24 protein-coding genes are annotated in these 24889 nt (G+C 72.1%); 6 read left to right on the top strand and 18 right to left on the bottom strand.

Translation table 11 applies throughout. The annotated features are described in order from the left end of the window. Positions 1-46: 46 nt before the first annotated feature. Genes ACVHNB_RS16500 through ACVHNB_RS16490 form a run of 3 tightly spaced genes read right to left on the bottom strand, consistent with a single transcriptional unit; the run spans position 47 to position 2318 of the window. Positions 47-1303 carry an RNA polymerase sigma factor gene (locus ACVHNB_RS16500; RefSeq protein WP_456228460.1) on the bottom strand — a complete coding sequence of 419 codons (1257 nt, stop codon included), beginning with the start codon at positions 1301-1303 and terminating at the stop codon, positions 47-49. Next, entirely contained in the window at positions 1294-1584 is a 291-nt protein-coding gene (locus ACVHNB_RS16495; protein WP_456228459.1) for a YciI family protein, read from the bottom strand. The genes ACVHNB_RS16500 and ACVHNB_RS16495 overlap by 10 nt, the downstream gene beginning before the upstream one ends. Beyond that, positions 1581-2318 carry a nuclear transport factor 2 family protein gene (locus tag ACVHNB_RS16490; protein WP_428950401.1) on the bottom strand — a complete coding sequence of 246 codons (738 nt, stop codon included), beginning with the start codon at positions 2316-2318 and terminating at the stop codon, positions 1581-1583. Before ACVHNB_RS16490 ends, ACVHNB_RS16495 begins: the two co-directional genes overlap by 4 nt. Before the next feature lie 302 nt (positions 2319-2620). Here ACVHNB_RS16490 and ACVHNB_RS16485 point away from each other — a divergent pair, with 302 nt between their 5' ends. After that, the gene (locus tag ACVHNB_RS16485; protein WP_456228458.1) at positions 2621-3448 is read left to right on the top strand and encodes a DUF1206 domain-containing protein; all 828 of its coding nucleotides are present in this window, start codon (positions 2621-2623) and stop codon (positions 3446-3448) included. A gap of 8 nt (positions 3449-3456) precedes the next feature. Here ACVHNB_RS16485 and ACVHNB_RS16480 read toward each other — a convergent pair whose 3' ends face one another. Then, positions 3457-4089 (bottom strand): DUF1345 domain-containing protein, encoded by a 633-nt coding sequence (locus tag ACVHNB_RS16480; protein WP_456228457.1) that lies wholly within the window; start codon positions 4087-4089, stop codon positions 3457-3459. A gap of 187 nt (positions 4090-4276) precedes the next feature. On the opposite strand from ACVHNB_RS16480, the gene ACVHNB_RS16475 reads away from it, so the two are divergent. Beyond that, complete coding sequence (locus ACVHNB_RS16475; RefSeq protein WP_428950404.1) at positions 4277-4645, top strand: DoxX family protein; 369 nt, start codon at positions 4277-4279, stop codon at positions 4643-4645. Between the two features lie 5 nt (positions 4646-4650). Here ACVHNB_RS16475 and ACVHNB_RS16470 read toward each other — a convergent pair whose 3' ends face one another. After that, on the bottom strand, positions 4651-5544 hold the full coding sequence (locus ACVHNB_RS16470) for a LysR family transcriptional regulator (RefSeq protein WP_428950405.1): 894 nt from the start codon (positions 5542-5544) through the stop codon (positions 4651-4653). Positions 5545-5672: 128 nt separating this feature from the next. Here ACVHNB_RS16470 and ACVHNB_RS16465 point away from each other — a divergent pair, with 128 nt between their 5' ends. After that, positions 5673-6968, top strand: a complete 1296-nt coding sequence (locus tag ACVHNB_RS16465) for an MFS transporter (protein WP_456228456.1) — start codon at positions 5673-5675, stop codon at positions 6966-6968. Here ACVHNB_RS16465 and ACVHNB_RS16460 read toward each other — a convergent pair. Together ACVHNB_RS16460 and ACVHNB_RS16455 are read right to left on the bottom strand one after the other, a co-directional pair. Continuing rightward, positions 6937-7617 (bottom strand): ABC transporter ATP-binding protein, encoded by a 681-nt coding sequence (locus ACVHNB_RS16460; RefSeq protein WP_428950407.1) that lies wholly within the window; start codon positions 7615-7617, stop codon positions 6937-6939. The two genes, ACVHNB_RS16465 and ACVHNB_RS16460, sit on opposite strands and share 32 nt — an antisense overlap. Position 7618: 1 nt before the next feature. After that, positions 7619-9055, bottom strand: coding sequence for an ABC transporter permease (locus ACVHNB_RS16455; protein ID WP_456228455.1), 1437 nt, complete (start codon positions 9053-9055; stop codon positions 7619-7621). A 193-nt stretch (positions 9056-9248) separates the two neighbouring features. Between ACVHNB_RS16455 and ACVHNB_RS16450 the strand changes: the two genes are divergently transcribed. Further along, complete coding sequence (locus ACVHNB_RS16450; RefSeq protein WP_428950409.1) at positions 9249-9914, top strand: response regulator transcription factor; 666 nt, start codon at positions 9249-9251, stop codon at positions 9912-9914. Continuing rightward, positions 9911-11134 carry a sensor histidine kinase gene (locus tag ACVHNB_RS16445; protein WP_456228454.1) on the top strand — a complete coding sequence of 408 codons (1224 nt, stop codon included), beginning with the start codon at positions 9911-9913 and terminating at the stop codon, positions 11132-11134. Before ACVHNB_RS16450 ends, ACVHNB_RS16445 begins: the two co-directional genes overlap by 4 nt. A 4-nt stretch (positions 11135-11138) precedes the next feature. On the opposite strand, the gene ACVHNB_RS16440 is transcribed toward ACVHNB_RS16445, so the two are convergent. The 4 genes from ACVHNB_RS16440 to ACVHNB_RS16425 all read right to left on the bottom strand — a co-directional run bounded on the left by ACVHNB_RS16440 (position 11139) and on the right by ACVHNB_RS16425 (position 17724). Next, positions 11139-12179, bottom strand: a complete 1041-nt coding sequence (locus tag ACVHNB_RS16440) for a LacI family DNA-binding transcriptional regulator (protein WP_428950411.1) — start codon at positions 12177-12179, stop codon at positions 11139-11141. Between the two features lie 48 nt (positions 12180-12227). Further along, positions 12228-14669 carry a glycoside hydrolase family 3 C-terminal domain-containing protein gene (locus ACVHNB_RS16435; protein ID WP_456228453.1) on the bottom strand — a complete coding sequence of 814 codons (2442 nt, stop codon included), beginning with the start codon at positions 14667-14669 and terminating at the stop codon, positions 12228-12230. Between the two features lie 68 nt (positions 14670-14737). Beyond that, entirely contained in the window at positions 14738-16498 is a 1761-nt protein-coding gene (locus ACVHNB_RS16430; RefSeq protein WP_428950413.1) for a discoidin domain-containing protein, read from the bottom strand. 131 nt (positions 16499-16629) lie between these two features. Then, positions 16630-17724 (bottom strand): DUF1996 domain-containing protein, encoded by a 1095-nt coding sequence (locus tag ACVHNB_RS16425; RefSeq protein ID WP_428950414.1) that lies wholly within the window; start codon positions 17722-17724, stop codon positions 16630-16632. Positions 17725-18041: 317 nt separating this feature from the next. Here ACVHNB_RS16425 and ACVHNB_RS16420 point away from each other — a divergent pair, with 317 nt between their 5' ends. After that, the gene (locus ACVHNB_RS16420) at positions 18042-18623 is read left to right on the top strand and encodes a histidine phosphatase family protein (RefSeq protein ID WP_428950415.1); all 582 of its coding nucleotides are present in this window, start codon (positions 18042-18044) and stop codon (positions 18621-18623) included. Positions 18624-18940: 317 nt separating this feature from the next. Here the strand turns inward: ACVHNB_RS16420 and ACVHNB_RS16415 are convergent, their stop codons facing one another. The 7 genes from ACVHNB_RS16415 to modA all read right to left on the bottom strand — a co-directional run bounded on the left by ACVHNB_RS16415 (position 18941) and on the right by modA (position 24723). Then, a complete protein-coding gene (locus ACVHNB_RS16415; RefSeq protein ID WP_456228452.1) occupies positions 18941-19702 on the bottom strand; it encodes a CbtA family protein in 762 nt (253 codons plus the stop codon). Positions 19703-19724: 22 nt separating this feature from the next. Further along, the gene (locus ACVHNB_RS16410) at positions 19725-19946 is read right to left on the bottom strand and encodes a CbtB domain-containing protein (RefSeq protein WP_428950417.1); all 222 of its coding nucleotides are present in this window, start codon (positions 19944-19946) and stop codon (positions 19725-19727) included. Between the two features lie 229 nt (positions 19947-20175). Further along, positions 20176-21234: an enoyl-CoA hydratase/isomerase family protein gene (locus ACVHNB_RS16405; RefSeq protein ID WP_428950418.1), complete on the bottom strand. Its 1059-nt coding sequence runs from the start codon at positions 21232-21234 to the stop codon at positions 20176-20178. A 139-nt stretch (positions 21235-21373) separates the two neighbouring features. Continuing rightward, the gene (locus ACVHNB_RS16400; protein WP_428950419.1) at positions 21374-21793 is read right to left on the bottom strand and encodes a TOBE domain-containing protein; all 420 of its coding nucleotides are present in this window, start codon (positions 21791-21793) and stop codon (positions 21374-21376) included. A 184-nt stretch (positions 21794-21977) separates the two neighbouring features. Beyond that, a complete protein-coding gene (locus ACVHNB_RS16395; protein WP_456228451.1) occupies positions 21978-23063 on the bottom strand; it encodes an ABC transporter ATP-binding protein in 1086 nt (361 codons plus the stop codon). Continuing rightward, positions 23060-23905, bottom strand: a complete 846-nt coding sequence (modB, locus tag ACVHNB_RS16390) for a molybdate ABC transporter permease subunit (protein ID WP_428950421.1) — start codon at positions 23903-23905, stop codon at positions 23060-23062. The genes ACVHNB_RS16395 and modB overlap by 4 nt, the downstream gene beginning before the upstream one ends. Beyond that, a complete protein-coding gene (gene modA, locus ACVHNB_RS16385) occupies positions 23902-24723 on the bottom strand; it encodes a molybdate ABC transporter substrate-binding protein (protein WP_428957442.1) in 822 nt (273 codons plus the stop codon). The genes modB and modA overlap by 4 nt, the downstream gene beginning before the upstream one ends. Positions 24724-24889: the final 166 nt, after the last annotated feature.

The raw sequence follows: 24889 nt of genomic DNA, 5'->3' as shown, positions 1-24889 counted from the left end.
CTAGGGGACTTCTGCTGAGCACGTCCATACTTTGTCATCAACGAGTTCAAAGTCCGGTGGCGAGCCGCTTCTGGAGGAACCGCCGCTCCGCGCCGTTCCCGACCAGGTCCAGCGCGCGGGCGTAGGACTCGGCCGCCTCCGCCGTCCGTCCCATGCGGCGCAGCAGATCGGCCCGGGTCGCCGGCAGCAGGTGCACACCGTCCAGCTCACCCGATGCCTCCAGGTCCGCGACGAGGGCGAGCCCGGCCTGCGGTCCCTGCGCCATGCCGACGGCCACCGCGCGGTTCAGCCGCACCACGGCGGTCGGCACATGCCGGGCCAACTCCCCGTACAGTGCGGCGATCTCGGCCCAGTCGGTGGCCTCGGCCGTGGCCGCCGTGGTGTGACAGGCGGCGATGGCGGCCTGGATCTGGTACGGCCCCGGACGGCGGCGGCGCAGGGCGGTCTCCAGCAGTGCGGCGCCCTCGTCGATCGCGGCCCGGTCCCAGGCGGTGCGGTCCTGGTCCTCCAGGGTGACCAGGTCGCCGTGTGCGTCGACTCGGCTGCCGCGCCGGGCGTCGTGCAGCAGCAACAGGGCGAGCAGGCCCAGCACTTCGGGCTCGTCGGGCATGAGGCGGGCCAGGACGCGGGCCAGGCGGACGGCCTCGGCGCACAGGTTCGCGCGCACCAGGTCGGCGCCCGAGGTGGCGGCGTACCCCTCGTTGAACAGCAGGTACACGACGCCGAGTACGCCGGTCGTCCGTTCGGGCAGCAGGTGGGCGGGCGGCACGCGGTACGGGATGCCCGCGTTGCGGATCTTCCGCTTGGCCCGCACGAGACGCTGCGCCATGGTCGCCTCGGGCACGAGGAAGGCGCGGGCGATCTCCGGTGTGGTGAGCCCGGCGAGCGTGCGCAGGGTCAGGGCCACCCGGGCGTCCATGGACAGCGCGGGATGGCAGCAGGTGAAGATCAGCCGGAGCCGGTCGTCGTGCACCCCGCTGTCGTCGGCGTCGTCGGCCGCCGGGTCGGACGGTTCCTCACGCGGTGTCAGCACGGCCGCCTCCCGAAGTCTTCCGGCCTCCACCGTGGTGCGGCGCAACACGTCCAGGGCCCGGTGGCGCGCGGTCGTGGTCAGCCAGGCGCCGGGGCGGCGCGGTACTCCGTCGCGCCGCCACCGGTCCAGGGCCTGGGCGAAGGCGTGCTGCGCGCACTCCTCGGCGAGGTCCCAGTCGCCGCCGGTCACCCTGATGAGGGTGGCGACGATCTGGCCCCATTCCTCATGGAAGGCGGCCTCGACCGCCGCCTCGACGTCGGTCACTCCCACACCGGCCGAATCTCCACCGCTCCACCGGCCGGTACGCCGGGGTGCCGGGCGGCGAGCGCGAGGGCGTCGTCGAGGTCGGCGGCCTCGACGAGGTCGATCGCGGCGACGTACTCCGCGGACGGATCGAACGGGCCGTCTCCGAGCAGGACTTCGTCACCCCGCACCCGCACGGTGGTGGCGTCGCAGGGCGGGCGCAGCCGCACGCAGCCGCCCTCCCCCGCGCCGCGCCCGGTCACCCCCTCGTGGTCGAGCGGTGCGCACAGGAACAGGGCGTACCTCACGCCTCGCCCTCCATGCCGGGAACGACGAGCGGCACCGACGTGTGCTGGTGGACGATCTGCCAGCGGTCGCCCGCCGACCGGTATCCGGTGGTCACCCGCGAGACGGTGTCCAGCGGTTCGCCGGTGGCCAGCGTCGCCCTGATCCGTACCAGGGCGTGGCTGAACGCGATGCTCTCGTCGACGCGGACGCGGAAGTCCAGCACCTCGCGCTCGACGGGTCCGGCCAGCGTCGAGAACCACAGCTCCTCCGCCTTGCGCAGGGCTTCCACGCCGCTCTGCTCGAGGCCGCTCACCGGGTGGAAGACCTCGACGTCCGGCGCGTAGCAGGCCATGGCCCGGTCGAAGTCGCGCTCGCGGCCGGCCGCGGTGAGCTCCGCGTCGAGCCGCCGGATCTCGGCCTCGGCGTCCTCGTCGTCCCAGAACGCGCGCACCTCCAGGGCCCCGATGGTGGCGACGGGGTGCTTCGCGGCGGCCGCGACGGCCTCCTCCATGGTCGCGCAGTCGAGGATGTCGAACCCCGCGACGTACTCCTTGGTCTCGGCGAACGGCCCGTCGGTGCGCAGCACTTCACCGTCCCGTACGCGCACGGTGACGGCGTCGGCCGGGGCGCTCAGCCGGTGACCGTGCAGCCTCGTGCCGCGCTCGCCGCTCAGCTCCTCGACCCAGGGCGCGACGGGCGCCATCCCCGAGGCGTCCGCGGTGTCGTCGCCGCAGACCAGCAGCATGTACTTCATGGGTCCTCCCGGTGTTCATCCGTTTGTTTCACCCCACCGACGAACGGAACGGCTCCCTTTCGACACCTCGCGCGACACATTTTTCCGAGCGCGCGAGGAGCCTGTTCACCGTGCCGGGCTCCAGCTTGCTGGACAGCCTCTCCTGGATCGGTCCGGTCCAGGATCTTGGCCGGAACGATCCGGCCCGCCCGCCGCGCGCTGAACCCGTGGATGCGCAGCGTCGCCGCATGCCGTGCACCGCCGGGGGCACCTGTCGTCCATACCGCCGAAGCGCGGGTGCACCGACGGCGTGAGGAGAGCGCATGAGTCTGACCAGGGGCAAGGGCGGGGCCACGGCCCGGAAGGCGGCGAACAGTTCCGTCGTCGACACCGGGGCGCGCTGGGGGCTGGCCGCACGCGGGGTGCTCTATCTGCTGATCGGGCTGCTGGCGCTGCGCGTCGCGTTCGGCGGTGGGGGCAAGGAGGCCGACAGCAGCGGCGCCATCCGTGAGCTGGCCCAGCAGCCGTTCGGGAAGATCCTGGTGTGGGCCGTCGGGGTGGGCCTGGTGGGGATGGCGCTGTGGCGGCTCAGCGAGGCGCTGTTCGGCGCTTCGGGCCCCGACGGCAAGAAGCCGGGCAAGCGGCTGCTGTCGGCCGGGCGCTGCGTCTTCTACGGGTTCATGGCGTACTCGGTGCTGTCCTTCGCCCTCTCCTCCCGCGGCAGCAAGGGCAGCGACGCGAAGTCGCAGGACTTCACGGCCCGGGCGCTCGATCTTCCGCTGGGCCGCTGGCTGGTCGGCATCGCCGGTGTGGTGGTGATAGGCATCGGCATCGGTGTCGGGGTGCGGGCGGTGCTGCGCACGTTCCACAAGCACCTCAAGAAGGGCCAGATGTCCCAGCACGTACGCCGGGCGATCGATGTGCTGGGCATCAGCGGCGGTGTCGCGCGCGGGCTGATCTACGCGGGCGTGGGCGTCTTCGTGCTGAGCGCCGCCGCGCAGTACGACCCGGACCGGGCCAAGGGGATGGACGGCACCCTGCGCGCCTTCGCCGACACCCCGGCCGGGCCGTGGCTGCTGGCCCTGATCGCGTTCGGCCTGCTCCTGTTCGGCCTGTTCTCGTTCGCGCTCGCCCGGTACCGCAGGGTCTGAGCGCGGCGTCAGCCGGTCACCAGGCCGGCGACGAGGTTGATGGCGGTGGCGAGGATGCCGGTGCCGAAGACGTAGGACAGCAGGGTGTGCCGGAGCACGATCGCGCGGATCGTCGAACTGGAGACGTCGGTGTCGGACACCTGGTACGTCATGCCGAGGTTGTAGCTGAAGTAGAAGAAGTCCCGGTACGCCGGTGGCTGCGGGGAGTTGAAGTCGATGCCGCCGCCGGACGCGTAGTAGATGTAGGCGTACCGGGTCGCGTACATGAGGTGCAGCGCGGCCCAGGCCAGGAACACGCCGCACAGGGCGGTCGCGGCGGCGACGTGGCCGGTGTCGGACCTGCCGCGCAGGAGCAGCAGCACGATGGCGACGAGGCCGCACAGGGCCGCGGCGACGACCACGAGTTCCTCGGTGACGGGGCGGAAGTCCTCGCGGCCGGCGTTGCGGCGGGTGGCGTCGGCGTCCATCGGCCAGAGCACCGCCCACCCGGACACGACGAAGACGAGTTCGGTCGCGGCGATGCCCACGAGCCAGCCCAGCGGCTTGTCCGTCGCGACTCCCACGGCGATGCCGGCCAGGGCGCCGAGGACCACGGCCGCGACGAGCCGGGGCACCGCGGCCTGCGGCAACCAGGCGCGCATCAGGCGGCGCTGCCCGTGCCGGACGTCCTGTGCGCGTCCGGCAGCACCATGTACGTCATGGAGTGATCCTCGCACCGGAGCGCGGTGAGCGGGCGGTTCGACGGAGCGGCAGCGATCTCGACACCGTTACTTACCAGTCAGTAAGCTCGCTGGGCATCCGTATTCCCACCGCCTTCGGGAGGCTCCCTTGCGCCGCGTACGCTCGCCCCAGCTCCTCGCCGGGCTCCTGGCCGGGGCCGGGGTCACCCACTTCCTGGCGCCGAGGCCGTTCGACGCGATGGTGCCGCGCATTCTGCCGGGCTCGGCGCGGGCCTGGACCTACGCCAGCGGTGCCGTGGAGCTGGCGCTGGCCGCGGGGGTCGCCCTGCCGGCGACGCGGGAGCGGGCGGCGTCGGCCGCGGCCGCGTTCTTCGTCGCGGTCGCGCCCGCCAACGTGCAGATGGCCGTGGACTGGCGCGACCGCCCGGCCCCGCTGCGGCGCGCCGCTCTGGCCCGACTGCCGCTGCAGGTGCCGTTGGTGCTGTGGGCGCGGAAGGTCGCGCGCGACGCGGGCTGAGCCGGTCAGCCGGGCGACGGCACGGACGCGCGCAGCAGGTCGATCAGGGCGCGGGCCGCGGCGCTCGGCGGGCGGTCGGCCGGGACCGCGAGGGACAGCGGCCAGTGCAGGTCCGCGCCGGTCACCGGGATCACGGCGAGCCCCTGCGCGGTGCCGGTGAGGAAGCGCGGCAGCAGCGCGACGCCGAGGCCCGCGCGCACGTAGTCCGCGCTGGTGGCGATGTCGGTGATCTCGATGGTGACGTGCCGCGGCACCGCGCGGGCCGCGAAGGCGCGGTCGGCGACGGCCCGGTTGCCGTAGCCGACCGGGCAGTCGATGAAGCGCAGTCCGGCCAGCTCACCGATCGCCACGTCGGCGCGTCCGGCGAGCGGATGATCGGGCGGCACGACCAGGTCCAGCGTCGAACCCGCCAGCGGCAGCAGCTTGACGCCGGCCGGGCGCGGCCCCGGCAGCGAGACGAAGGCCAGGTCGAGGCGGCGCTCGGCGAGACCCGCGATGTGCCCCTGCGAGCCGGTGGGCGCCACGCCGATCTGCAGCTGCACCCCGGGGTGGCGGCGGTGGAACTCGCCGAGCAGGGCGGGCAGGTCGATCAGCCGGATCGAGGTCAGCGTGCCCAGACGCAGGGTGCCGCGCAGCCCACCGCGCACCTCGGCGACGGCGTCGGCCGCGTCCCGGGCGGCGTCCAGCGCGATCCGGGCCTTGGGCAGCAGGGCGCGGCCCGCGTCGGTGAGCAGCACCCGCTTGGAGTTGCGGTCGAGCAGCCGGGCGTCCAGGTCCCGCTCCAGGGCCTTCACCGCGGCGGACACCGCGGACTGCACGATGTGCAGCCGCGCCGCCGCGCGCGTGAAGTTCTGCTCCTCGGCGACGGCGACGAAGTACTCGAGATGTCGTAGCTCCACGCCTCGACTATCGCATGGAGAGATACTTGCCAGCTTGATCATTCGTTGGACGTGATCGCCGTCGAGGCGCACAGTGGGAGGTGCCCTGAGACGTCCCCAGCCCGCCGACCTCCGATCGGAGCAGCGCCATGACCACGTCGACGCCCGAGCGCGCCCGGCTCTCCGCACCCGGCGGACCGCCTCCCGCGCCAGCCGGTTCCGCCCGCCACGGCATCGGGTTCTGGACGGTCGCCGTGGCGTTCCTCATCGCCATGGCGTTCTCGACCGTGCCGACGCCGCTGTATCCGCTGTACGAGGCCCGGGACGGCTTCTCCACGTTCATGGTCACCGTCGTGTTCGCGGTCTACGCCGTGGGGGTGACGGTCAGCCTCGTCCTCGCCGGGCACGTCTCGGACTGGGCGGGCCGCCGGAGGATACTTCTGGCCGCGCTCTTCCTGGAGCTCGTCGCGGCCGTCCTGTTCCTGACCACCTCGGCGCTGCCCATGCTGCTCGTGGCCCGGTTCGTCACGGGCCTCGGGGTCGGCATGCTGACCGCGACGGCCACGGCGCACCTGCACGAACTGCACGCCGCGCACCGGCCCGGTGCCCCGGCGCAGCGCTTCGAGATCGTCTCCACCGCGGCCAACATCGGCGGCTTGGGCGTCGGTCCGCTGGTGGCCGGGTTCCTCGCCCAGTACGTGGGTGCGCCGCTGCGGGTGCCCTACGTCGTCTTCGCGGTGCTGCTCGTCGTGGTCATGGCCGCGCTCGCGCTCGCCCCCGAGACGGTTCAGGCGCCGCCGGTCCGCCCGCGGTACCGGCCGCAGCGCGTGAGCGCCGACCACGGGGACCGCGCCGGGTACGTCGCCGCCGCGGCGGCGGCCTTCTCCTCCTTCGCGGTGTTCGGGTTGTTCACGTCGATCGCCGCCGGGTTCGTCGGGCACACGCTCGGCCATCCGTCCCGGGCTCTGGCCGGCGTCGTGGTGTGCGCGGTGTTCGGCGGCGCGGCCCTCGCCCAGACGCTGACCCATCGGCTCCCGCCCCGCGCGAAGATGACACTGGGGCTGCTCGCCGAGGCCGTCGGTTTCCTGACGCTCGTCGTCGGCATGCACACCGTCGACCTCGCGACCTTCCTGACCGGTGGCGTCGTGGCGGGCGTCGGGGCGGGGCTGCTGTTCAAGGCGGCGGTGGGCACCGTCGTCGCGATGGCCGCGCCGGCCCGCCGCAGCGAGGCGCTGGCGAGCCTGTTCCTCATCGCCTACCTGGGGCTGAGTCTCCCGGCGGTCGGTATCGGTGTGGCCACGCTGTCGTTCTCCGCCACCACCGCGATGACCTGGTTCGCCGGGCTGCTCCTGCTGCTCCTGTCCCTGGTCGCGGTGCTGGGCCGGCGCTCCCCCGGCGGCGGCCCGGCCCGTCTCACGCGCGGGCGCCGATCCTCCCGCGCCTGATCGTCAGCGTCTCGTCCGCGGCGTCGGCGACGTCCTTGGAGTGCGTCACCACGATCACGCACTTGCCCTCGTCGTGCGCCAGCTTCCGGAACAGGGTGATGATCCCGGCCGCGGTGTCGTGGTCGAGGCTGCCGGTCGGTTCGTCGGCGAACAGGATGTCGACGTCGCAGGCGAGCGCCCGGGCGATCGCGACCCGCTGCTGTTGGCCGCCGGACAGCTGGAGGGTCCTGCGGTGCTGCTCGGCCTCCTCGATGCCGAGCAGGGCGAGGAGTTCGGCGGCGCGCTTCCTGCGGTGGCGGACCGTGACTCCGGTGATCTCCATGGCCGCGGTGACGTTCTGGATCGCGGTCATGTACGTCAGCAGGTTCAGGGACTGGAACACCGTGGCCGCGTGCCGGTTGCGGTAGGCGCCCAGACCGATCTCCGCGATGTCCCTGCCCCGGAACCGCACGCTCCCGGAGGTCGGTGAATCCAGTCCGCTGGCCAGGGAGAGCAGGGTGGTCTTGCCGGATCCCGACGGACCCGTCACGGCGTACATGCGGCCCGCGCGGAACCGGTGGGAGACCTCTTTGAGCACGACGCGGCGGCGGCCGCCGCCGGTGAACGTGCGCGTCACGCCGGAGAGTTCGAGGAGGGCGTCGTCGGACATGTCAGTTCCCCTTCGTCAGGATGTCGCGCGGGGTCAGCCGCAGGACGCGGACGCCCGGGACGAGCGTGGCCAGGGCGGCGATGCCGAGCCCGGTGGCGGCGACCTTGGTGAGGTCGGCCGGACCGAGGCGGATGTCCATGTCCTCGATCGGCTCCGCCTCGGGTTCGTCGCGTTTCGTGCCGCCGCCGGTGTTCGCGTAGTCCTGCTCGGGCGTCTCGTTCGCGGCGTCCTCGCGGGCCGAGGAGACCTGGCTCGACAGCAGTTGCTGCCCGATCGCCTCCGACAGGACCGGGCTGCAGGCGGCGGCGAGACCGATGGCGACGAGGGCGCAGGCGACGATCTCCACCAGGTGCTGGCCCAGCAGCCGCGGACCGCGCTCCCCCAGGGACAGCAGGATGCCGAGTTCGGTGCGGCGCTCACGCAGGGACGCGGCGACGATCAGGGCGAGGATGACCGTGCCCGCCACGGCGACCAGCCACACGGTGACCGTGGCGAAGTCGGCGGTCTTGGTGATGGGGCCGACGAGCCGGCGGTACTGCTTGTCGTTGACGGTCAACGGAAAGATCTCCGGGTCGGCGCCCGCGGCCTGCGCGTCGTGCCGCAGCGCGCCCAGGTCGTCGGGGTCGTGGAGCGTGAAGGTGGCCTCCTGGACGACACCGTCCTTGCCCGCGCCCTTGTTCATCAGGATGCTCGCGCCGTCGGGGCTCAGGTACAGGTGGTTGGCCGGGTCCGTCACCGGGGGCACGTACTGTCCGGCGTCGGCGGTGCCGGACGTGTAGATGCCGACGACTTCGAAGGAGTACGCGGTCTGGTTCTGTTTCTCGCCGGGGGCCGGGAGTTCCCCGGCCTTCAGCTGGAGCCGGTCGCCGACTTTCAGGTGGTTCGCCTCGGCGAGGCGTTCCTCGACGACGATCTCGTCCTTTTCGCTGTCGGGGGTGATGCCGTGCCCGGACACCAACTTCGCGTCGCCGTTGCGGAATTCGGCGACGGCGTCCAGGTCTCGAATTCCATCGGCCTTGAAGAGGTCGGTCATCGGGCTGCCCTCCCCGGCGGGCGCCGGGACCGGCTGGTACAGCTTCGTGGACTTCGTGGGGAACGCTCCGGCGTCCGTCGTGTAGTTGCAGCGGTCGACGACCGCGGACGCGCAGATCTTGTCGACGACGCTGCGCCGCAGATCACCCTTCTCGCCGATGACACCGCCCTGCCCGTTGCCCGGGGCGTCCGCGCCGCCGGACCGCATGAGCGCGTCGACGTCGAGCTGCATCGTGGCCACGGCACCGACCTCGCGCTTGGCTCCCTCGGCGGCGCGCGCCGCGGCGGCCTGGATCAGATATCCGGACAGGACGAGCGTGCAGATGACGAGGAAGAGCCCGGTCAGACTCAGGGTCTTGCCCCAATGGCCCGTGAGGCGCCACCAGGCCCGCTTCAGAAAGTTCATGGTCATCGACGCTAGACAGCGGCCGCTTTGAGCCGCGTTTGCTTTCCGCGGATGCCGCCTTCCGCTCATACACGCGTCACATACGCGCTCTGATAGAAGTGGCGGCGGTGCCTGCGGAACAGGAATTCCCTTTCACCGCCCACAGGAAAAGCTCAGAGAACGTACAGGGAATGTGCGGAAGGGACGGCCCGGCGTGCGCGTGCTGGTGGTGGAGGACGAGCAGTACATGGCGCGCGTCCTGGAGATCGGGCTGCGCCGCGAGGCCATCGCCACCGACGTCGTCCACGACGGGGACCGCGCGCTGGAGAAGCTCACCGTGTACGACTACGACGCGGTGGTCCTGGACCGTGATCTGCCGGGGCTGCACGGCGACGACGTGTGCCGGCGGATCGTCGCCATGGGCCTGGACTGCCGGATCCTCATGCTGACGGCCGCCGGGCGGCTCGGCGACAAGGTGGAGGGGCTCGGCCTGGGCGCCGACGACTACCTCGCCAAGCCCTTCGACTTCCCCGAACTCGTGGCCCGCCTGCGGGCCCTGTACCGGCGCAGCCCCGTGGCGCATCCCCCGGTGCTCGCCTTCGCCGGGCTCACCTTCGACACGCACCGCCGCCGGGTCGCGCGGGACGGCGTCGAGATCCGTCTCACCCCGAAGGAACGCGCCGTGCTGGAGCTGCTCATGCGCGCCGAGGGCGGTGTCGTGAGCGCCGAGTACCTGCTGGACAAGGCCTGGGACGCGCACACCGATCCGTTCACCAACGCGGTCCGCCTGGTGGTCCACACCCTGCGCAGGAAGCTCGGAGAACCACGGCTCGTGCACACGTCCATCGGCGCCGGCTACTACCTGGGGACGACCGGATGATCCGGCCGGGCCGCCGTACCCCGCCGCGCTCGCGCACCCTGAGCATCCACACCCGGCTCTTCCTGGGTTTCGGAGCCGCGCTCGCCGGGTGCGGGGCGCTCATGGTCGCGATCATCTACGTGGGCATCCGCTATCTGCCGACGTACGACTTCACGACCACCGTCTCCGTTCCTTCGCCGGCGGCGTCCTCGCCCGCCCCGACGAAGCTGCCGGACTTCCGGCAGGCTCGGCCCGTCGAGGGCGAGAAGGTCGACACGAACGGCCTCGTCCAGGACAAGGAGGACGTGTGGCACACGGTCCTCGCGGTGTCCGTGGCCGGGGTGCTGCTGGTGACCGCGGTCGGATGCGGCGCCGGATGGCTGCTGTCCCGCCGGCTGCTCACCCCGCTGTCGGCGATCAACCGGGCCGCGGCGCGCGCCGGTCAGGGCGATCTGTCGTACCGGATCGACGCGGCAGGGCCCGCCGACGAGCTCAAGCAGCTGGCGGACACCTTCGACACGACGCTGGAGCGGCTCGAGGAGTCCTTCGAGGCGCACCGCCGGTTCGCGGCCAACGCCTCGCACGAGCTGCTCACCCCGCTCGCCACGACGCGGGCCGTCCTGCAGGTCGCGGCGGCCGACCCGAGCCGCGAGGAGTTCGCCGAGCTGCTGCCGATGCTGGTGGAGACCAATGAACGCAACATCACCGTCGTGAACGAACTGCTGCAACTGGCCGCCACCGAACAGGCCGAGTTCGACGCGGAGCCGGTCGACGTGGCCGACGTCGTCGCCGAGGCGGTGGACGACCTCACGGGCCGCGGCGGCGACCTGGACGTGCGGCTGCGGCTGCCCGGCCCGGAGACGGACTGCCACGTCGCGGGAAACGCCACGCTCCTACGGCAGTTGGTGGTCAACCTGCTCGACAACGCGCGCACCCACAACACGGCGGCCGGATCGGTCGAGGTGACCGTCGACGCCGACACCTCTTCGGACACCGACGCCGACGGCGTGGTGCTCACCGTCACCAACACCGGTCCGGTGGTGGACCCGGAGACGGTGGACCGGCTCTTCGAGCCGTTCTATCGCGCGCGCCCCCGCGTCTCCAGCGACCGGGGCCACGGCCTGGGTCTCGCCATCGTCCGCAGCGTGGTCCGCGCGCACCACGGGACGGTCACCGCCGAGGCGCCCGCGAGCGGGGGCCTGCGCATGCGCGTACGGCTGCCGGTGGCCGCGGGCGGATGAGCGGTCACGTGGACGCGCGGACCACCAGCTCGGGTTCGAAGATCATCGACGTCGGTTCCGTGCGCGCGCCCTCGATGTGCTCCTGCAGGATGCGGGCCATGGCCCTGGCCATCTCCTCCACTGGCTGGCGGACGGTCGTCAGCGGCGGGGTGCAGGTGATCGCGACGCTGGAGTCGTCGAAGCCGACCACCGCCACGTCCTCCGGGATGCGCCGGCCCCGCTCCCGCAGCACCTGGCACACGCCTTGCGCCATCAGGTCGTTGGCCGCGAACACGCCGTCCAGGTGAGGGTGGTCGTCCAGCAGCCTGGCCATCGCGGCCGCGCCGCTGTCGAGGGTGAAGCCGCCTTCCGCGATGGGGACGTAGGGCAGGCCCGCCCGCTCCATCGCTTCCCGGAAACCGGCGAGCCGCTGCTGGCCGGCCGGCAGGTCCAGCGGGCCCGTCACCGTCGCCACGCGGCGCCGGCCCCGGTCCAGGAGGTGCTGCGCGGCCATCCGGCCGCCTTCGCCGTGTGCCAGGTCCACGTAGCTGACGGGAGCGGGCAGAGCGGGCCGGGCGAAACACACGGCGGGCAGCTGTTCCCGCGCGAGCAGCGGCGGCAGCGGGTCCTCGGCGTGCGTGGAGACGACGAGCGCGCCGTCGGCCCGGCCCTCGCGCAGGTAGCCCATCACCTCGTTCCGTGCCGACTCCGACTCGGCGAACATCAGGACCGGATGCATCGATCGGGTCCGCAGGAAGGCGACGACGCCGCTGACGATGCGGCCGAAGAAGGGGTCGGCGAACACCCGCGCCGCGAAGGCGTTCTGCGCGCTCTCGTCCTCCTCGCCCGCGCCGGACACCACGAGGGCGATGGTCTCCGCACGCCGGGTGACCAGGGAGCGCGCGGCCCTGTTGGGGGTGTAGCCGGTGCGCCGGATCGCCTCGCGCACCGTCTCGCGAATGGCAGGGTCCACGCTGGGGACCTCGTTGATCACCCGGGACACGGTCGCCCGCGAGACCCCCGCCTCACGGGCGACGTCCTCCAGCGTCAAGGACTGTCGTTGCATGCACGCAGCTTAATCGTGCCGCCGCATCGCGCATAGAGCGCTCTCTTGTCAACTGCCGTCGGCGCCCACCTCTAGGTGCCCGGTGAGCGGGAGGTCACCGGCCGAGCGCCCCACGTGCACGGTGAAGCGGCCGGGCTCGACGACCCAGCTGTGCTCCTCCGCGGACCAGTGCCGCAGCGCGCGGGCCGACACGGTGATGTCGGCGCGGGTCGTGCCACCGGGCGCCGCCTGCACGGCCGCGTACCCGGCGAGCCAGCGCGCGGGTCGCTCCACCCGCGAATCGGGCCGGGACAGATACACCTGGACGACCTCGCGCCCGTTCCGGTCACCCGTGTTCCGCACCCGTGCCGTCACCGTGAACTGGCCCTCCTCCTGAGCGGCTTGGGACACGGTGATGTTCTCGTAGTCCCACGTCGTGTAGCCGAGACCGTGCCCGAACCAGTAGGCGGGGGTGCGTCCGGTGCGCAGCCAGGCCCGGTGTCCGACGTGCAGCCCTTCCTCGTAGGCGAGCACGCCGTCGACGGGCCGTGTCTCGGTGACGGGTGCGTCGTCGAGCCGGTCGGCCCAGGTGGTGGGGAGCCGGCCGCCGGGCTCGGTGTCACCGAACAGGATGTCGGCGAGGGCTCCCCCGGCCTCCTGGCCCGGCAGCCAGGCGAGCAGGACCGCGGCGACGCGGTCCCGCCACGGGAGTTCGACCGGCCCTCCGGAGTTGACGACCACGACGGTGCGGGGGTTGACCGCGGCCACCGCGCGCACCAGGTCGTCCTGGCGTCCGGGCAGGGCGAGGGTGGTGCGGTCGTGGCCCTCCGACTCACTGCCGTCCGTGGTCCCCACGACGACGATCGCCGCGTTGGCGTCGCGGGCAGCGGCGACGGCCTCGGCGATCGCCACTTCGGCCAGTGGGGCGGGCGCCGCCGCGGTCAGGACTGTGGCGCGTCCGGTGTCGGGGGCGAGTTCGCGGCGTGCCACGACCAGTACGGGGGTTCTGGCGGTGAGGGTGTGGTGTGCCGTGGGGCCGGGCGGGTTCACGTGGACGACGGCCGGGTCGTCGGTGCGGCGCGGGAACTCGTCGTCGATCAGTGTGTGGCCGTCCACGGTCAGGGACAGCCGGCCGAACCCGCCGAGGGCGAAGGCCCATCGGCCGCCGGTCTCCGGGGTCAGCAGGGCACTGATCTCCACCGTGCGGGCGCCGTCGGTGAGGGTGGGCTCGAGGAGCCGGCCGGAGTGCCGGTGTTCGCTGGTGAGCTCGTTCCCCTCGGCGTCCAGGATGCGCAGCAGCAGGCCCGGCGCGCCGGATCGCGGATCGACGCAGTTCCGCGGGGACAGCGGGGCGGGCGGGGCCCCCAGGTCCGGGCCGGTGGCGTGGACGACGCGGGCCCGGCCGCGCAGTCGATCCCGGATCCCGTCGAGCGGCGGGACGATCCGCTCGGGGAAGACCCCGGCGCTGCCGCCGCCCTGGACGCGTGGCGTGACGGCGTGCGCTCCGATGACCGCGACGGTGCTCGACTCGGCCTCGCGCAGCGGGAGTACGCCGTCATTGGTCAGCAGCACCGTTCCGGCCGTGACGGCGCGGCGCAGCAACTGCCGGGTACGGGAGGCGGGCGGCGGTATGCGGCGTGCCGAAGCGGGCGTCGTGTCCAGGGCGCCGACACGCTGGGCCAGCAGGAGCAGTCGGCGCACCTTGTCGTCGATCGCGGCCTGCGGCACCCGCCCGTCCTCCACGGCGTCGGCGAGCAGGTCGTCCCAGGGGCCGCCCGGTCCGGGCATCGCGAGGTCGAGGGCGGCGTTCGCCGTGTCGACCGCCGTGCGCAGGGCGCCCCAGTCGGACATCACCACGCCGTCGAAGCCCCACTCGTCCTTCAGGGGGCTCGCGAGCAGCGGGCTGGCGGCCATGGTGGTCCCGTTGACGCGGTTGTATCCGGCCATGACCGCCCAGACGCCCGCGTCGACGGCCGCCTCGAAGGGGGCGAGGCAGACCTCGCGCAGGGTGCGCTCGTCCACCCGTACGTCCACGGTCAGGCGGCCCGTCTCGGAGTCGTTGGCGACGAGGTGTTTGGCGGTGGCGGCGACCCCTTCTGCCTGCAGGCCGCGGACGAGTGCCGCGCCGATGCGGCCGACGAGCCAGGGGTCTTCTGAGAAGCACTCGAAGTGGCGTCCGGCCAGGGGCGAGCGGTGCAGATTCAGGTTGGGGGCCAGCACGACGTGCACGCCCTTGCGATGTGCCTCCGTGGCGAGCAACCCGCCTAGTTCGCGGACCAGTTGCTCGTCCCAGGTCGCCGCGAGGGCCGACGCGGACGGCAGCAGGACCGAGGTGACGCGCTCGTCCCAGGCTTCTCCCCGTACCCCCGCGGGCCCGTCCGAGGTGACCACCTCGGCCAGGCCCACGGCGGGTTCGGCGCGGGTGCGCCAGGTGGTCCCGCCCGTGAGCAGCCGTACCTTCTGCCGCGGACCCAGCTTGTCGACCAGCCGGTCCGGCTCCTCGTCGGCCATTGCCCCACCCTTCGAACCCATGGATGCTGTAGAGCGCTCTCTCACGGTGTCGTTCTATCGGATTCCGGTCAGTTGTAGATACCGAACTCGTAGAGGGAGTAGCCGTATCCGGTGCCGCGGGCGGTGCCGTTGACGCGGACGTAGCGGCCCGTGCCGGTCACGTCGAAGTCGTCGACGCCGCCGTTGCCGTCGGTGACCTCGCGGACGGTCGTCCAGTTCTGTCCGTCGTCCGAGGTCTGGATCGTGTACGCCTTCGCGTACGAGGTCTCCCAGTTGAGCTGGACGTGCCGGAACGACTGGCGGGAGCCGAGGTCGACCCGGAGCCACTGCGGGTCGCTCCAGTCACTGGCCCAGCGGGTGTCGTTCTTGCCGTCGACGGCGCTCGGGGCGGTGCACGGGCAGTCGCCGTAGTCGGTGGTCTGCTGCGAGGAGGCCGTGGCGGTCTTACCGAGGGCGATGTTCGTGCCGTCGACGGGCGGCGGCACGACGCGCACCGAGCGGGTCTCGACGCCCACGTTGCCCTTGCCGTCGGTCACCTTGACGTAGATCTTCCAGACGCCGGGCTTGTCCGGGGCGGTCACCTTCAGCCGTCCCGAGCCGAGGTCGGTGGCCTGCATCGGCACGAGCTGCTTGCTCTGGTCGATGTAGTTGCTGTTGCTCAGGACCTGGTAGGACAGCGGGTCGCCGTCGGGATCGGTCGCTTTGGCGGAGACGATGAGATCGCGTCCGGCGGGCACGTTCGACGCACCCCCCTCGATGTCCATCTGCGAGATGACGGGCGGGGTGTTGTCCCTGGACGTGTCCGCTCCGTAGGCCTTCTTCACGGCGTAGTAGGACAGCCGCTTCTCACCGGCGGGCAGCAGGTTGAACCAGATGCCGCCGAAGTCGTACTCGGTGCCGTAGTGGAACATGGTGGCGCCGAGGGCGACGCCCTTGTGCCCGGTGATGCAGCCCCACGCCTTGGTGTAGCCCTCGGCCTTGGCCTGGTCGGTGGGCTCCTGGGGAACGCCGTTGGCGTCGTCGGGCACCTCCCACTCCCCCGCGGGGCCGGTCTCGGTGACGATGTACGGCTTGGTGTAACCGCCCTGCTCCCAGGCCGACTTGACGTCGCAGACCGCGTTGTAGGAGTTGACGGCGTACAGGTCGAGGTCGGGGGCGTTCTTCTTGTAGTAGGGCCAGGCGCCGACCCAGGCGTCGGTGGAGGTGACCGGGTGGTTCGGGTCGACGGCGTGGATCTTCTTGGTGATGTCGTTGACGAAGGTCGTGTAGGCGTCGCGCTGCTTCTCCAGTTCGTCGCCGCTGTAGCAGTTCTGCAGACCGAGTACGGACTCGTTGCCGACGTTCCACATCAGCACGCCGGGGTTGTCCTTGTACGTGTCGACCCACTTGGGGAACTCGTCGAGCATCTGGTTCTTGTACGCGGTGTCCGTCAGGTAGTTCACGCAGCCGCCGCTGCCGGGGCCGCCGCCGGGCTGGAGCCAGAAGCCGGCGATGACCTTGATGCCGTTCGCGGCCGCGGAGTCGAACAGCGGCTTGCTGGTGGCGTCGGTGCCCCAGGTGCGAATGGTGTTGACGCCCATGGACTTCAGGTCGGGGAGGTACTTGTCGGCGTCGCCGACGGACGGTCCCCAGGTCAGGCCCTTGACCTGGTACGGCGAGCCGTTGACCTGGAGCTGCCAGTTGCCCTGCGATCCGGTCACCTTCACCACGTCGCCCGCCGCCTGCGCGTGCTGGGCGGGCAGGGCCAGGAAGCCGGCCGCGAGCATCCCGGCGGTGACGGGTGTGGCCAGACGGTGCGATCTGCGGTTGGTGGTGCGGGTCCTGCGCATGCGGGTGCCTCCGGTGGGGGTCGGTGGGAGAAGCAGAGGGGGCAGAGAGAGGGGAAGCAGAGGGAGGGAGAGAGGGAGGGGAAGGGGCGGCGGCCGGTCAGGACGGCCGCCGCCCCGGGTACTTCGCGGGGTCAAGGCAGCTCGTAGTGGTCGTTGAGGACCGCGCCCTTCTCCGGGTGGTTCTGGTCGTAGCCGCGCGGGTCGCACTGGAGGCCGCCGACGACGCAGTGGTCGACCATGGCCTTCAGCGTCCGGTCGTCCCAGGCGTTGAAGAAGTCGTAGTGGAACGAGTAGCTGGGGCCGCTGGACAGCCGCAGCTTCGACAGGTCGCCGTTGACGGGGAACGCCATCTTGAACTCGATCATCGGCAGGGCGACGGGGTGGTCGGCCGGGCAGATGTTGTCGTTGGTCCCGTTCTTCACGACCGGATACGCCATGTGGCTCTTGTGGTCAGGGGTGTCCAGGTACTTCCCGTCCCAGCAACTCGGCGCCTGGAAGCGGATGTTGACCTGGGTGGACGGCGTCGTGGGGCAGTCCTTGGGGAAGTCGACGTTGAAGAAGCTGTCACCGCACTCCCAGCCCTCGACGAAGCCGGGGTGGTTGCGGAACTCCTGCGCGGTCTGCATCGGGCTGCCGACGACGAACCGCAGTCCCTTGGGGAAGGGCCGCACACTGGTGTAGTCGGTGACACCGGCCTTGTAGTAGATGGTCTGCTCGCCGACCGGGAGGACCGGCTGGTCGCCGTTGAGCATGGTGGGCATCCAGTAGCCGGACTTGTCGCCCGGCGCGAGGCACTTCGTGGAGCCGCTGCCGAGCGAGTCCGTGGTGCTGTTCGCGTCGGTCGTGGTGTTGCCCATGAACGTGTGGTCGTGGGACTTTCCGGCCTGGCCGGGGTAGACGATCGGGTCGTCCGGCTTGGTGTGGGTGACGGAGCAGTGCGCCTGGAACTCGTGGAAGTAGGCGTGCGGCGGCTCCTTCGTGGACGGTTCGACGCCCGTGACCGGCGGGTTCGCCGGGATGTAGCCGTCGCCGTCCGCGTCCTCGGCGGCGGCTCGGGTGGACGCGGCCATCGTGTGGCCCTGGTGGACGGATGCGGACGAGGACGTCTGCTGCGCGGGTGCCTCGGCGGCGCCGGCGGTGAGGGCGACGCCGCCCACGCCCAGCGTGGTCAGTACGAGTGCGCCGGATATCAGCAGCCCTGAGAAGATTTTCGATCTCCGTGCCATGGAGACCTCCTGCCATGTCGGTACGACGTGTGGTGGGGGGTGGGCGGCGGCACGAGGGGTGGCCGCCGTCCGTGGGACATGTCGCGCACGGGTCGAGAGAGCGCTCTCTCGCCGGGGAGTGTTCTCGCTCTGACGTGGCAGTGTCAAGAGAAAGTGAACGCCCTGTTTCAGGAAGCGGCGCCGGGCCCACCCGTTCCAGGGGTGTTCCGGCACCTCATCAAGTGGCTTCGCAACAGCGGCACTTGGGCTCTCGGAGAGCGCTCCCGCCCTGGTCCTCGCCGGTGGGGGCGTGGTGCCGGTCGCTAGTCTCGACTCCTATGAACCAGACCAGTCGCGTCCTTCTCGTGACACCCGCCCTGAGCGCGGCGCAGCGCCGGGCCGCCTTCGACGACGGCGATCCGCTCGACCCCGCGGGGGCCGAGCGGGCCCGCGCGGCAGCCGGTTCGCTGCCCGCGGATGCCCGGGTGGTGGTGTCGCCCAGCGCGCGCTGCCGGGAGACCGCCGCCGCGCTCGGGCTCTCGACCGCGTCGACCGCCGCCGAACTGGCGGGCATCGACGCGGGGAGCTGGCGCGGCAGGACGCTGGACGAGGTGGGCGCCGCCGAGCCCGAGGCCCTGGGGCGCTGGCTCACCGAACCGGGCACCGCCGCGCCGGGCGGGGAGTCGGTGGCGCAGGTGTGCGCGCGGGTCGCGCGATGGCTGGGCGGCGTGGAGCCGGGCGCGGGGCGTCTCGTCGCGGTGGTGGAACCGGACGTGGTGCGGGCCGCCGTGGTGCAGGCGATCGGGGCGCCCCCGGCCGCGTTCTGGCGGCTGGACGTGGCGCCGCTGACGGTCACGGAGCTCAGCGGGCGGCTGGGGCGGTGGAACGTCGGGCTCGGCCGTCCACTGGGCCCGTCCTGACCCGGCCGAGGGGAACGAGGCCCGCTGCCGGCCAGGGAGCGGTGCCTCCGGGTTCGGCGCGGCCGACCGCGCTCCCGCGGCGGTCGGCGGCGCCTCCAGTGGCGGACCTGGAACGGGGCCCTCTCCGTCCCCGCACATCTCGCTCCCGTTCGGCGATCACCTCGTGACCGCCGGGGGTGGTGCGGCGCGGCCGGGACGGTCCGGCCGCTCGGCTCCTCCCCTCCTCGCCCGGTCGGCGACGCGTGGCCCGGCCGGCCCCCGCGAACGCGAGAGGGCCCCCGGACGGTTCCGCGGGCCCTCTCGTGCGACGGGTCGGGTCACTGCCCGGCCGGCACCGCCCGAGCGGGCACCGCGGCGGACCGCGGACGCAGCAGCCGTTCGGCCAACTCACCGAAGAGCAGGCCGAATGCACCCCACAGCGTGATCTGTACGGCGAGGGCGGAGAGCCGGAAGCGCCACAGCAGAGCGGCCGGGAAGTGGTCCGGCACCTCATTGACCACGGGCAGGAACGCGAAGGCCACGCCGATCACGACGACGAAGCCGAGCACCGCCACGACGGTGGCGTACCAGGTGCCGATCCTGGGGGCGAGCCGCTTGCCCAGGATCGTCGCGCCGATCGCGAGCAGCACACTGAGCACCATCATCAGGAAGTACAGGGTGGTCCGCTTGCCGATGGTGTCGCCGTTGCCGACCGCGGGCGGATTGGCCGGATACTTCAGGAACGGCACGACGTACACGGCGATCAGCGCGCACACCGACAGCAGCAGCGCCGTGGCGCGCGGGCCGAAGCGGCCCACCCGGCCCAGGGCGAAGCAGTAGGCGAGCGCGGCGATGCCGCCGAAGGCGACCCCGTAGACGAGGACGCCGGTGGCGAGTCCGGCCGTCGACTGCAGGCTGCGGGAGACGAGTTCGACCTCGTCGCCGTGGGAGTGCCCGGCGTGGCCGCTCTCCTCGAAGCCGATCGCCTTGTCGACGTTCGGCTCACCGAGCCAGTAGGCGATGACCAGGGCGAGCACGCCGGCGGCAAGGCCGGCGAGCATGCCCCGAACAAGCAGGTTGCGTACGGTTGTCGAGTTCATGAGCTGCGCGACGTCCCTCTGGTCAGTGGCAGGGGAAGCCGAGCAGGTGGCGGGCGTCGTGCACCCACTCATGGACCTCCGCGCCGCTGAACACGGACGTGGCGCCCTGTTCGGCGCCGACGAAGTAGAGCAGGACGAGCATCAGGATGCCGAAGAAGGCGGCCCAGGGGGCGATCACCTTCAGCGGCAGTTTTGCCGGTATGACAGGGGTGGTGGCGGTCGGCTGGGCGACAGGCTGCGCCATGGCAGGGCCTCCTCGGGAGTTCGCGTCCCATCTCGGTGGTGCACAGGACGACAGCCACGGGTCTGACTCACGAGCGGTCCTGGGACCGCTCGCACACAGTGGCGCGACCGTGCCGGATTTCCACCGGCTTCCGTCGTGCCGTCGTCGATACGCACTGAAGGTACCGCGTGTCGCGTGCATGGCCAAGACAGCCCCGGCCGGAGTGATCTTGCTCGCAGTGCCGGTGCGGCTACGACCTGCGCGCGCCGAGGCCGAGTTCGCGCGCGCCCAGCGGTGCGAAGTGGCGTGCCACGTCGGCGTCGGTGACCTCGGCGAGGGTGCGCGGTGACCATCGGGGCCTGCGGTCCTTGTCGATGACCTGGGCGCGGACGCCCTCGACGAGGTCCGGGCCGCTCAGCGCCGCGCAGGAGACGCGGTACTCCTGGTCGAGCACGCTTTCCAGGGAGTCGAGTGCGCGGGCCCGGCGCATCGCGGCCAGGGTGACCTTGACGGCGGTGGGCGACCGGCTGAGCAGCACTTCGGCCGTTTCCTTGGCCGCGGGGTCGCCGTGGCCGAGCAGGCGGTCCACGATCTCCTCGACGGTGTCCGCCGCGAAACAGGTGTCCGTCCAGTCACGCTGAGCCGTCAACTCTCCCTGCGGCGCCGGGAGTTCGTGGCGCGCGAGCGCGTCCCGCACCGGCGCGGTCGCCAGCTCGGCCAGGAGTGCGGGCAGCGCCGCCGACGGCACGTAGTGGTCGGCGAGCCCGCACAGCAGGGCGTCAGCGGCCCCGATGTGCTCGCCCGTCAGCGCGAGGCGGGTGCCCGTCTCGCCGGGCGCACGCGTCAGGAGGTACGTGCCGCCGACATCGGGCACGAAACCGATGCCGGTCTCCGGCATGGCGACCCGCGAGCGTTCGGTGACGACTCGGACGCCGCCGTGCGCGGAGACGCCCACGCCGCCGCCCATCACGATGCCGTCCATCACGGCGACGTACGGCTTGGGGTAGCGGGCGATACGGGCGTTGAGGTGGTACTCGTCGCGCCAGAACGCGGCGGATGCGGTGCCGTCGCCGTCCCGCGCGTCGTCGTGCACCGCGCGGATGTCGCCGCCCGCGCACAGGCCGCGCTCCCCCGCGCCGGTGATGACGACGGTCCCGACGGTGTCGTCGTCCTCCCAGGAGGTGAGCGCCTGGTCGATGAGGCGCACCATGTCGTGGTTGAGCGCGTTCAGGGCGCGGGGCCGGTTGAGGACGAGGTGGGCGGCCCGGCCCTCCCGGTGGACGAGGACGGGGGCTTCGCCGCCGGTCATCCGAGGTCCTCCGTCAGGGCACGGGTCACGAGGATGTGCATGAGCTCGTCGTTTCCTTCCAGAGGCGGGGACCCGCGGGCCCGGACGATCTTCTTGGTGCCATCCTCCCCGATGGCCCCGCGGGTCACGCAACGGCCTGTCAGACGGTGGCGAGCGACACCTCGGTGGACTTCATGAGGGCGACGACGGAGGAGCCGGCGCTCAGGCCGAGGTCGGTGACCGCGTCCTTGGTGACGGCCGCGGTCAGTTCGCCGCCGTCGACGGAGATCTTGACGGAGGCCATGGCGGCGCCGGTGGTCACGTCGGTGACGGTGCCGGGCAGTTGGTTGCGGATGGACAGGCCTTCCACCGGGCCGGTGGCGAGGGCCACCTCGGTGGACTTGACCAGGGCCCGGACGGCGGAGCCGTCGGCGAGGCCGAGGTCCTTGACGGACTCCAGGGTGATGGCTGCCGTGAGGTGCTGACCGCCGTCGAGGCGGACCCTGACCGTCGCCATCGCCTCGCCGGACGTGATGGCGGTGACGGTGCCGGGCAGCTGGTTGCGGATGCTCAGAGTCATGACGGCGCGCCTTACGAATAGCGGTGTTCTGCCCCTTACGGGGCCTGTTGCGACCTCACCGTAGTCCTGCCGGGCGCGCCAGAGCCCCACCCCCGTCGCAGGTGCCAGGCGCCCGGACGGCGGCGCCTGGCAGATCGTGGCGGACCCTCGCCGCAGGGGACCAAGTGGGGCCGAAGGTCCCGGATCAGGCGGGGTACGCGTGGGTCTGCGCCGCCTTGACCGTCGCCCACACCGTGGCGCCGGGGTGCAGGTCGAGCTCGGCGGCCGCCACGGTCGTGAGGTCGGCGGCGAGCGCCAGTTCGCCGGTGAGGGCGGCGCGGATCTGGTCGCCGTGGGTCTCCATGCCGGCCACTTCGCAGCGCCACAGGTTGCGCGCGCTGGAACCGGTGGGCCGCTCGCCGTGCAGGGTCACCGCTCCCGGCGGGAACGCGACGAAGACCGGGCCGTCGAGGTCCTCGGTGGTGGTGATCGCGGGGCCGTCGCCGTCGACCTGGACGGTGTGGCCGTCGGAGCGGCCCCGGTAGAGATTGAGGCCGACGAGCTGCGCGATGTAGTCGGTGCGCGGGTGGCGGGCGATGTCGGAGGGGGCGCCCTCCTGGACGACGTGCCCGTCCTCGACGACCACCAGGCGGTCGGCCAGCACCATGGCGTCCAGCGGGTCGTGCGTGACCAGGACGGCGACGGCCTCGAACTCGGCCAGGTGGCGCCGGAGTTGGGCCCGAACGTCGAGGCGGGTACGGGCGTCGAGCGCGGCCAGGGGCTCGTCGAGCAGGAGCAGGCGGGGCCGGGTGGCCAGGGCGCGGGCGAGGGCGACGCGCTGGGCCTGGCCGCCGGACAGGCGGCGCGGCTTGGCCCCGGCGTGGGCGGCGAGTCCCATCCGGTCGAGCCAGGCGGTGGCCTCGGCGCGGGCCTCCGACTTGGTCCTGCCCTGGCAGCGGGGCCCGAAGGCGACGTTGTCCAGGGCGGTCAGGTGCGGGAAGAGGAGGTAGTCCTGGAAGACGACGCCGACGGGGCGGGACTCGGGCGGGGTGCCGTCGAGTTCGTGGCCGTCGAGGCGCAGGTGGCCGTCGTCGAGCGGGGCGAGGCCGGCGAGGGCGCGCAGCGCGGTGGTCTTTCCCGCGCCGTTCGGGCCGAGCAGGGCGACGACGTCGCCGGGGGCGGCGGCCAGGGTCACGTCGAGGCGGAAGGTGCCACGGTCGACGACGAGACGGGCGTCGAGGCCCGCGCCGTCCCGGCGGGCCGACTCGCGGTCGGTCACGGTCTCGGTCATGAGGCGGTCATCCAGCGGTCGCGCAGGCCCGCGAGAACCGTGATGGACACGGCGAGCAGGACCAGGCTGAGGGCGATCGCCGCGGCCGGGTCGCTCTGCATGGCGAGGTAGACGGCGAGCGGCATGGTCTGGGTGCGGCCGGGGAAGTTCCCGGCGAAGGTGATGGTCGCGCCGAACTCGCCGAGCGCACGGGCCCAGGCGAGGACCGAGCCCGCGGCGATGCCGGGCGCGATCAGTGGCAGCGTCACCCGGCGGAACGCGGTGAAGCGGGACGCGCCGAGCGTCATGGCGGCCTCCTCGTAGCGCGGGTCGGCGGCGCGCAGGGTGCCCTCGACGCTGATGACGAGGAAGGGCATGGCGACGAACGCCTCGGCGATCACCACGCCCGTCGTGGTGAAGGGCAGGGTGATGCCGAACCAGGAGTCCAGGTACTGGCCGACGATCCCGTTGCGGCCGAGCGCCGTCAGCAGCGCCACACCGCCCACCACCGGGGGCAGGACGAGCGGCAGTGTCACCAGGGCGCGTACGAGACCGCGGCCGCGGAACTCCGTGCGGGCCAGCAGCCAGGCCAGCGGCACGCCGAGCACCAGGCTCACGAGGGTGGCCAGCGTGGCGCAGACGAGGGAGAGCTGGAGCGCCTGCCACACCTCGGTGCTGGTCAGCTGGGACGGCAGGTCCCGCCAGGGGGCGCGGACGAGCAGCGCCAGCAGCGGCACCACGAGGAACGCGAGGCCCACGAGGGCGGGCAGCAGCAGGGGCAGCGGCGCGGTGCGGACACGGCGGCGCCGCGGCCCACCGGTGAGGGTGTCGGCCGCGGCGCCGGACTTGTCGAGCGAGGTCACGGCTTGAGGAACCCGGCCTCGGTCAGCACCTTCTGCCCGTCGGCCGACTGCACCAGCTTCATGAACTCCTTCGCGGCGGCGGCGTTGGGCGCGTCCTTGAGCAGGGCGATCGGGTAGTCGTTGATGGCGTCGGTCGATTCGGGGAACTCCACGCCCTCCACCTTGTCACCTGCCGCGTGGACGTCGGTCTTGTAGACGACGGCCGCGTCGGCCTCCTTCAGCTCGACCTTCGTCAGGGCGCTCTTGACGTCCTGCTCGTACGAGACCGGGGTGAGCTTCAGCTTGCTGGCGTCGAGCGCCTTCTGGGCGGCGGCGCCGCACGGCACGCTCTTGTCGCACAGCACGACCTTGAGGTCGGAGTTCGTGAGGTCCTTCAGCGAGGACACCTTGTCCGGGTTGCCCGGCAGGGTGGCGATCTCCAGCTGGTTGCGCACGAAGGTCGTCGGCTCGCCGGACGCGCCGCCCTTGTCGGTGACGATCTTCATGGTCTTGGGGCTCGCGGCGGCGAACACGTCGGCGGGGGCGCCGCCGTTGATGCCCGCGGCGAGGCTGTCGCTGCCGCCGAAGTTGAAGGTGACCTTGGTACCGGGGTGCTCCTTCTCGAACTGCTTGCCCAGCGTCGTGAAGCTCTCCTTGAGCGAGGCGGCGGCGAACACGGTCACCGTGCCGGACAGCTTCTTGTCCGCGGAGGCCGGTGCGGAGGAGTCCGAGGACGAGCCGGAGTCGGACGAGCCGCAGGCGCTCAGGGTCAGCAGCGCGGCGGTACCGAGGCCGGCCACGGACAGCATCCGACGGGTCCGGCGCGCGGAACGGGTTATCACGGGTCCACTCCCTTGGTTCCTGAGCTTTCGACTGGTGCGGCAGCCGATGGGTTGCGGGGATCATACTGCCGCACCTGCAAGGTGTAAGTCTTCTGTCACATCGCATGAGCTGGGATCTTGCCCCTTGGATATACGCATGTGCGTTTGTACGGGGCGATCGGGC

The sequence above is a fragment of the Streptomyces sp. YJ-C3 genome (genome assembly GCF_053891275.1).
This window is presented reverse-complemented; position numbering and strand designations above follow the sequence as displayed.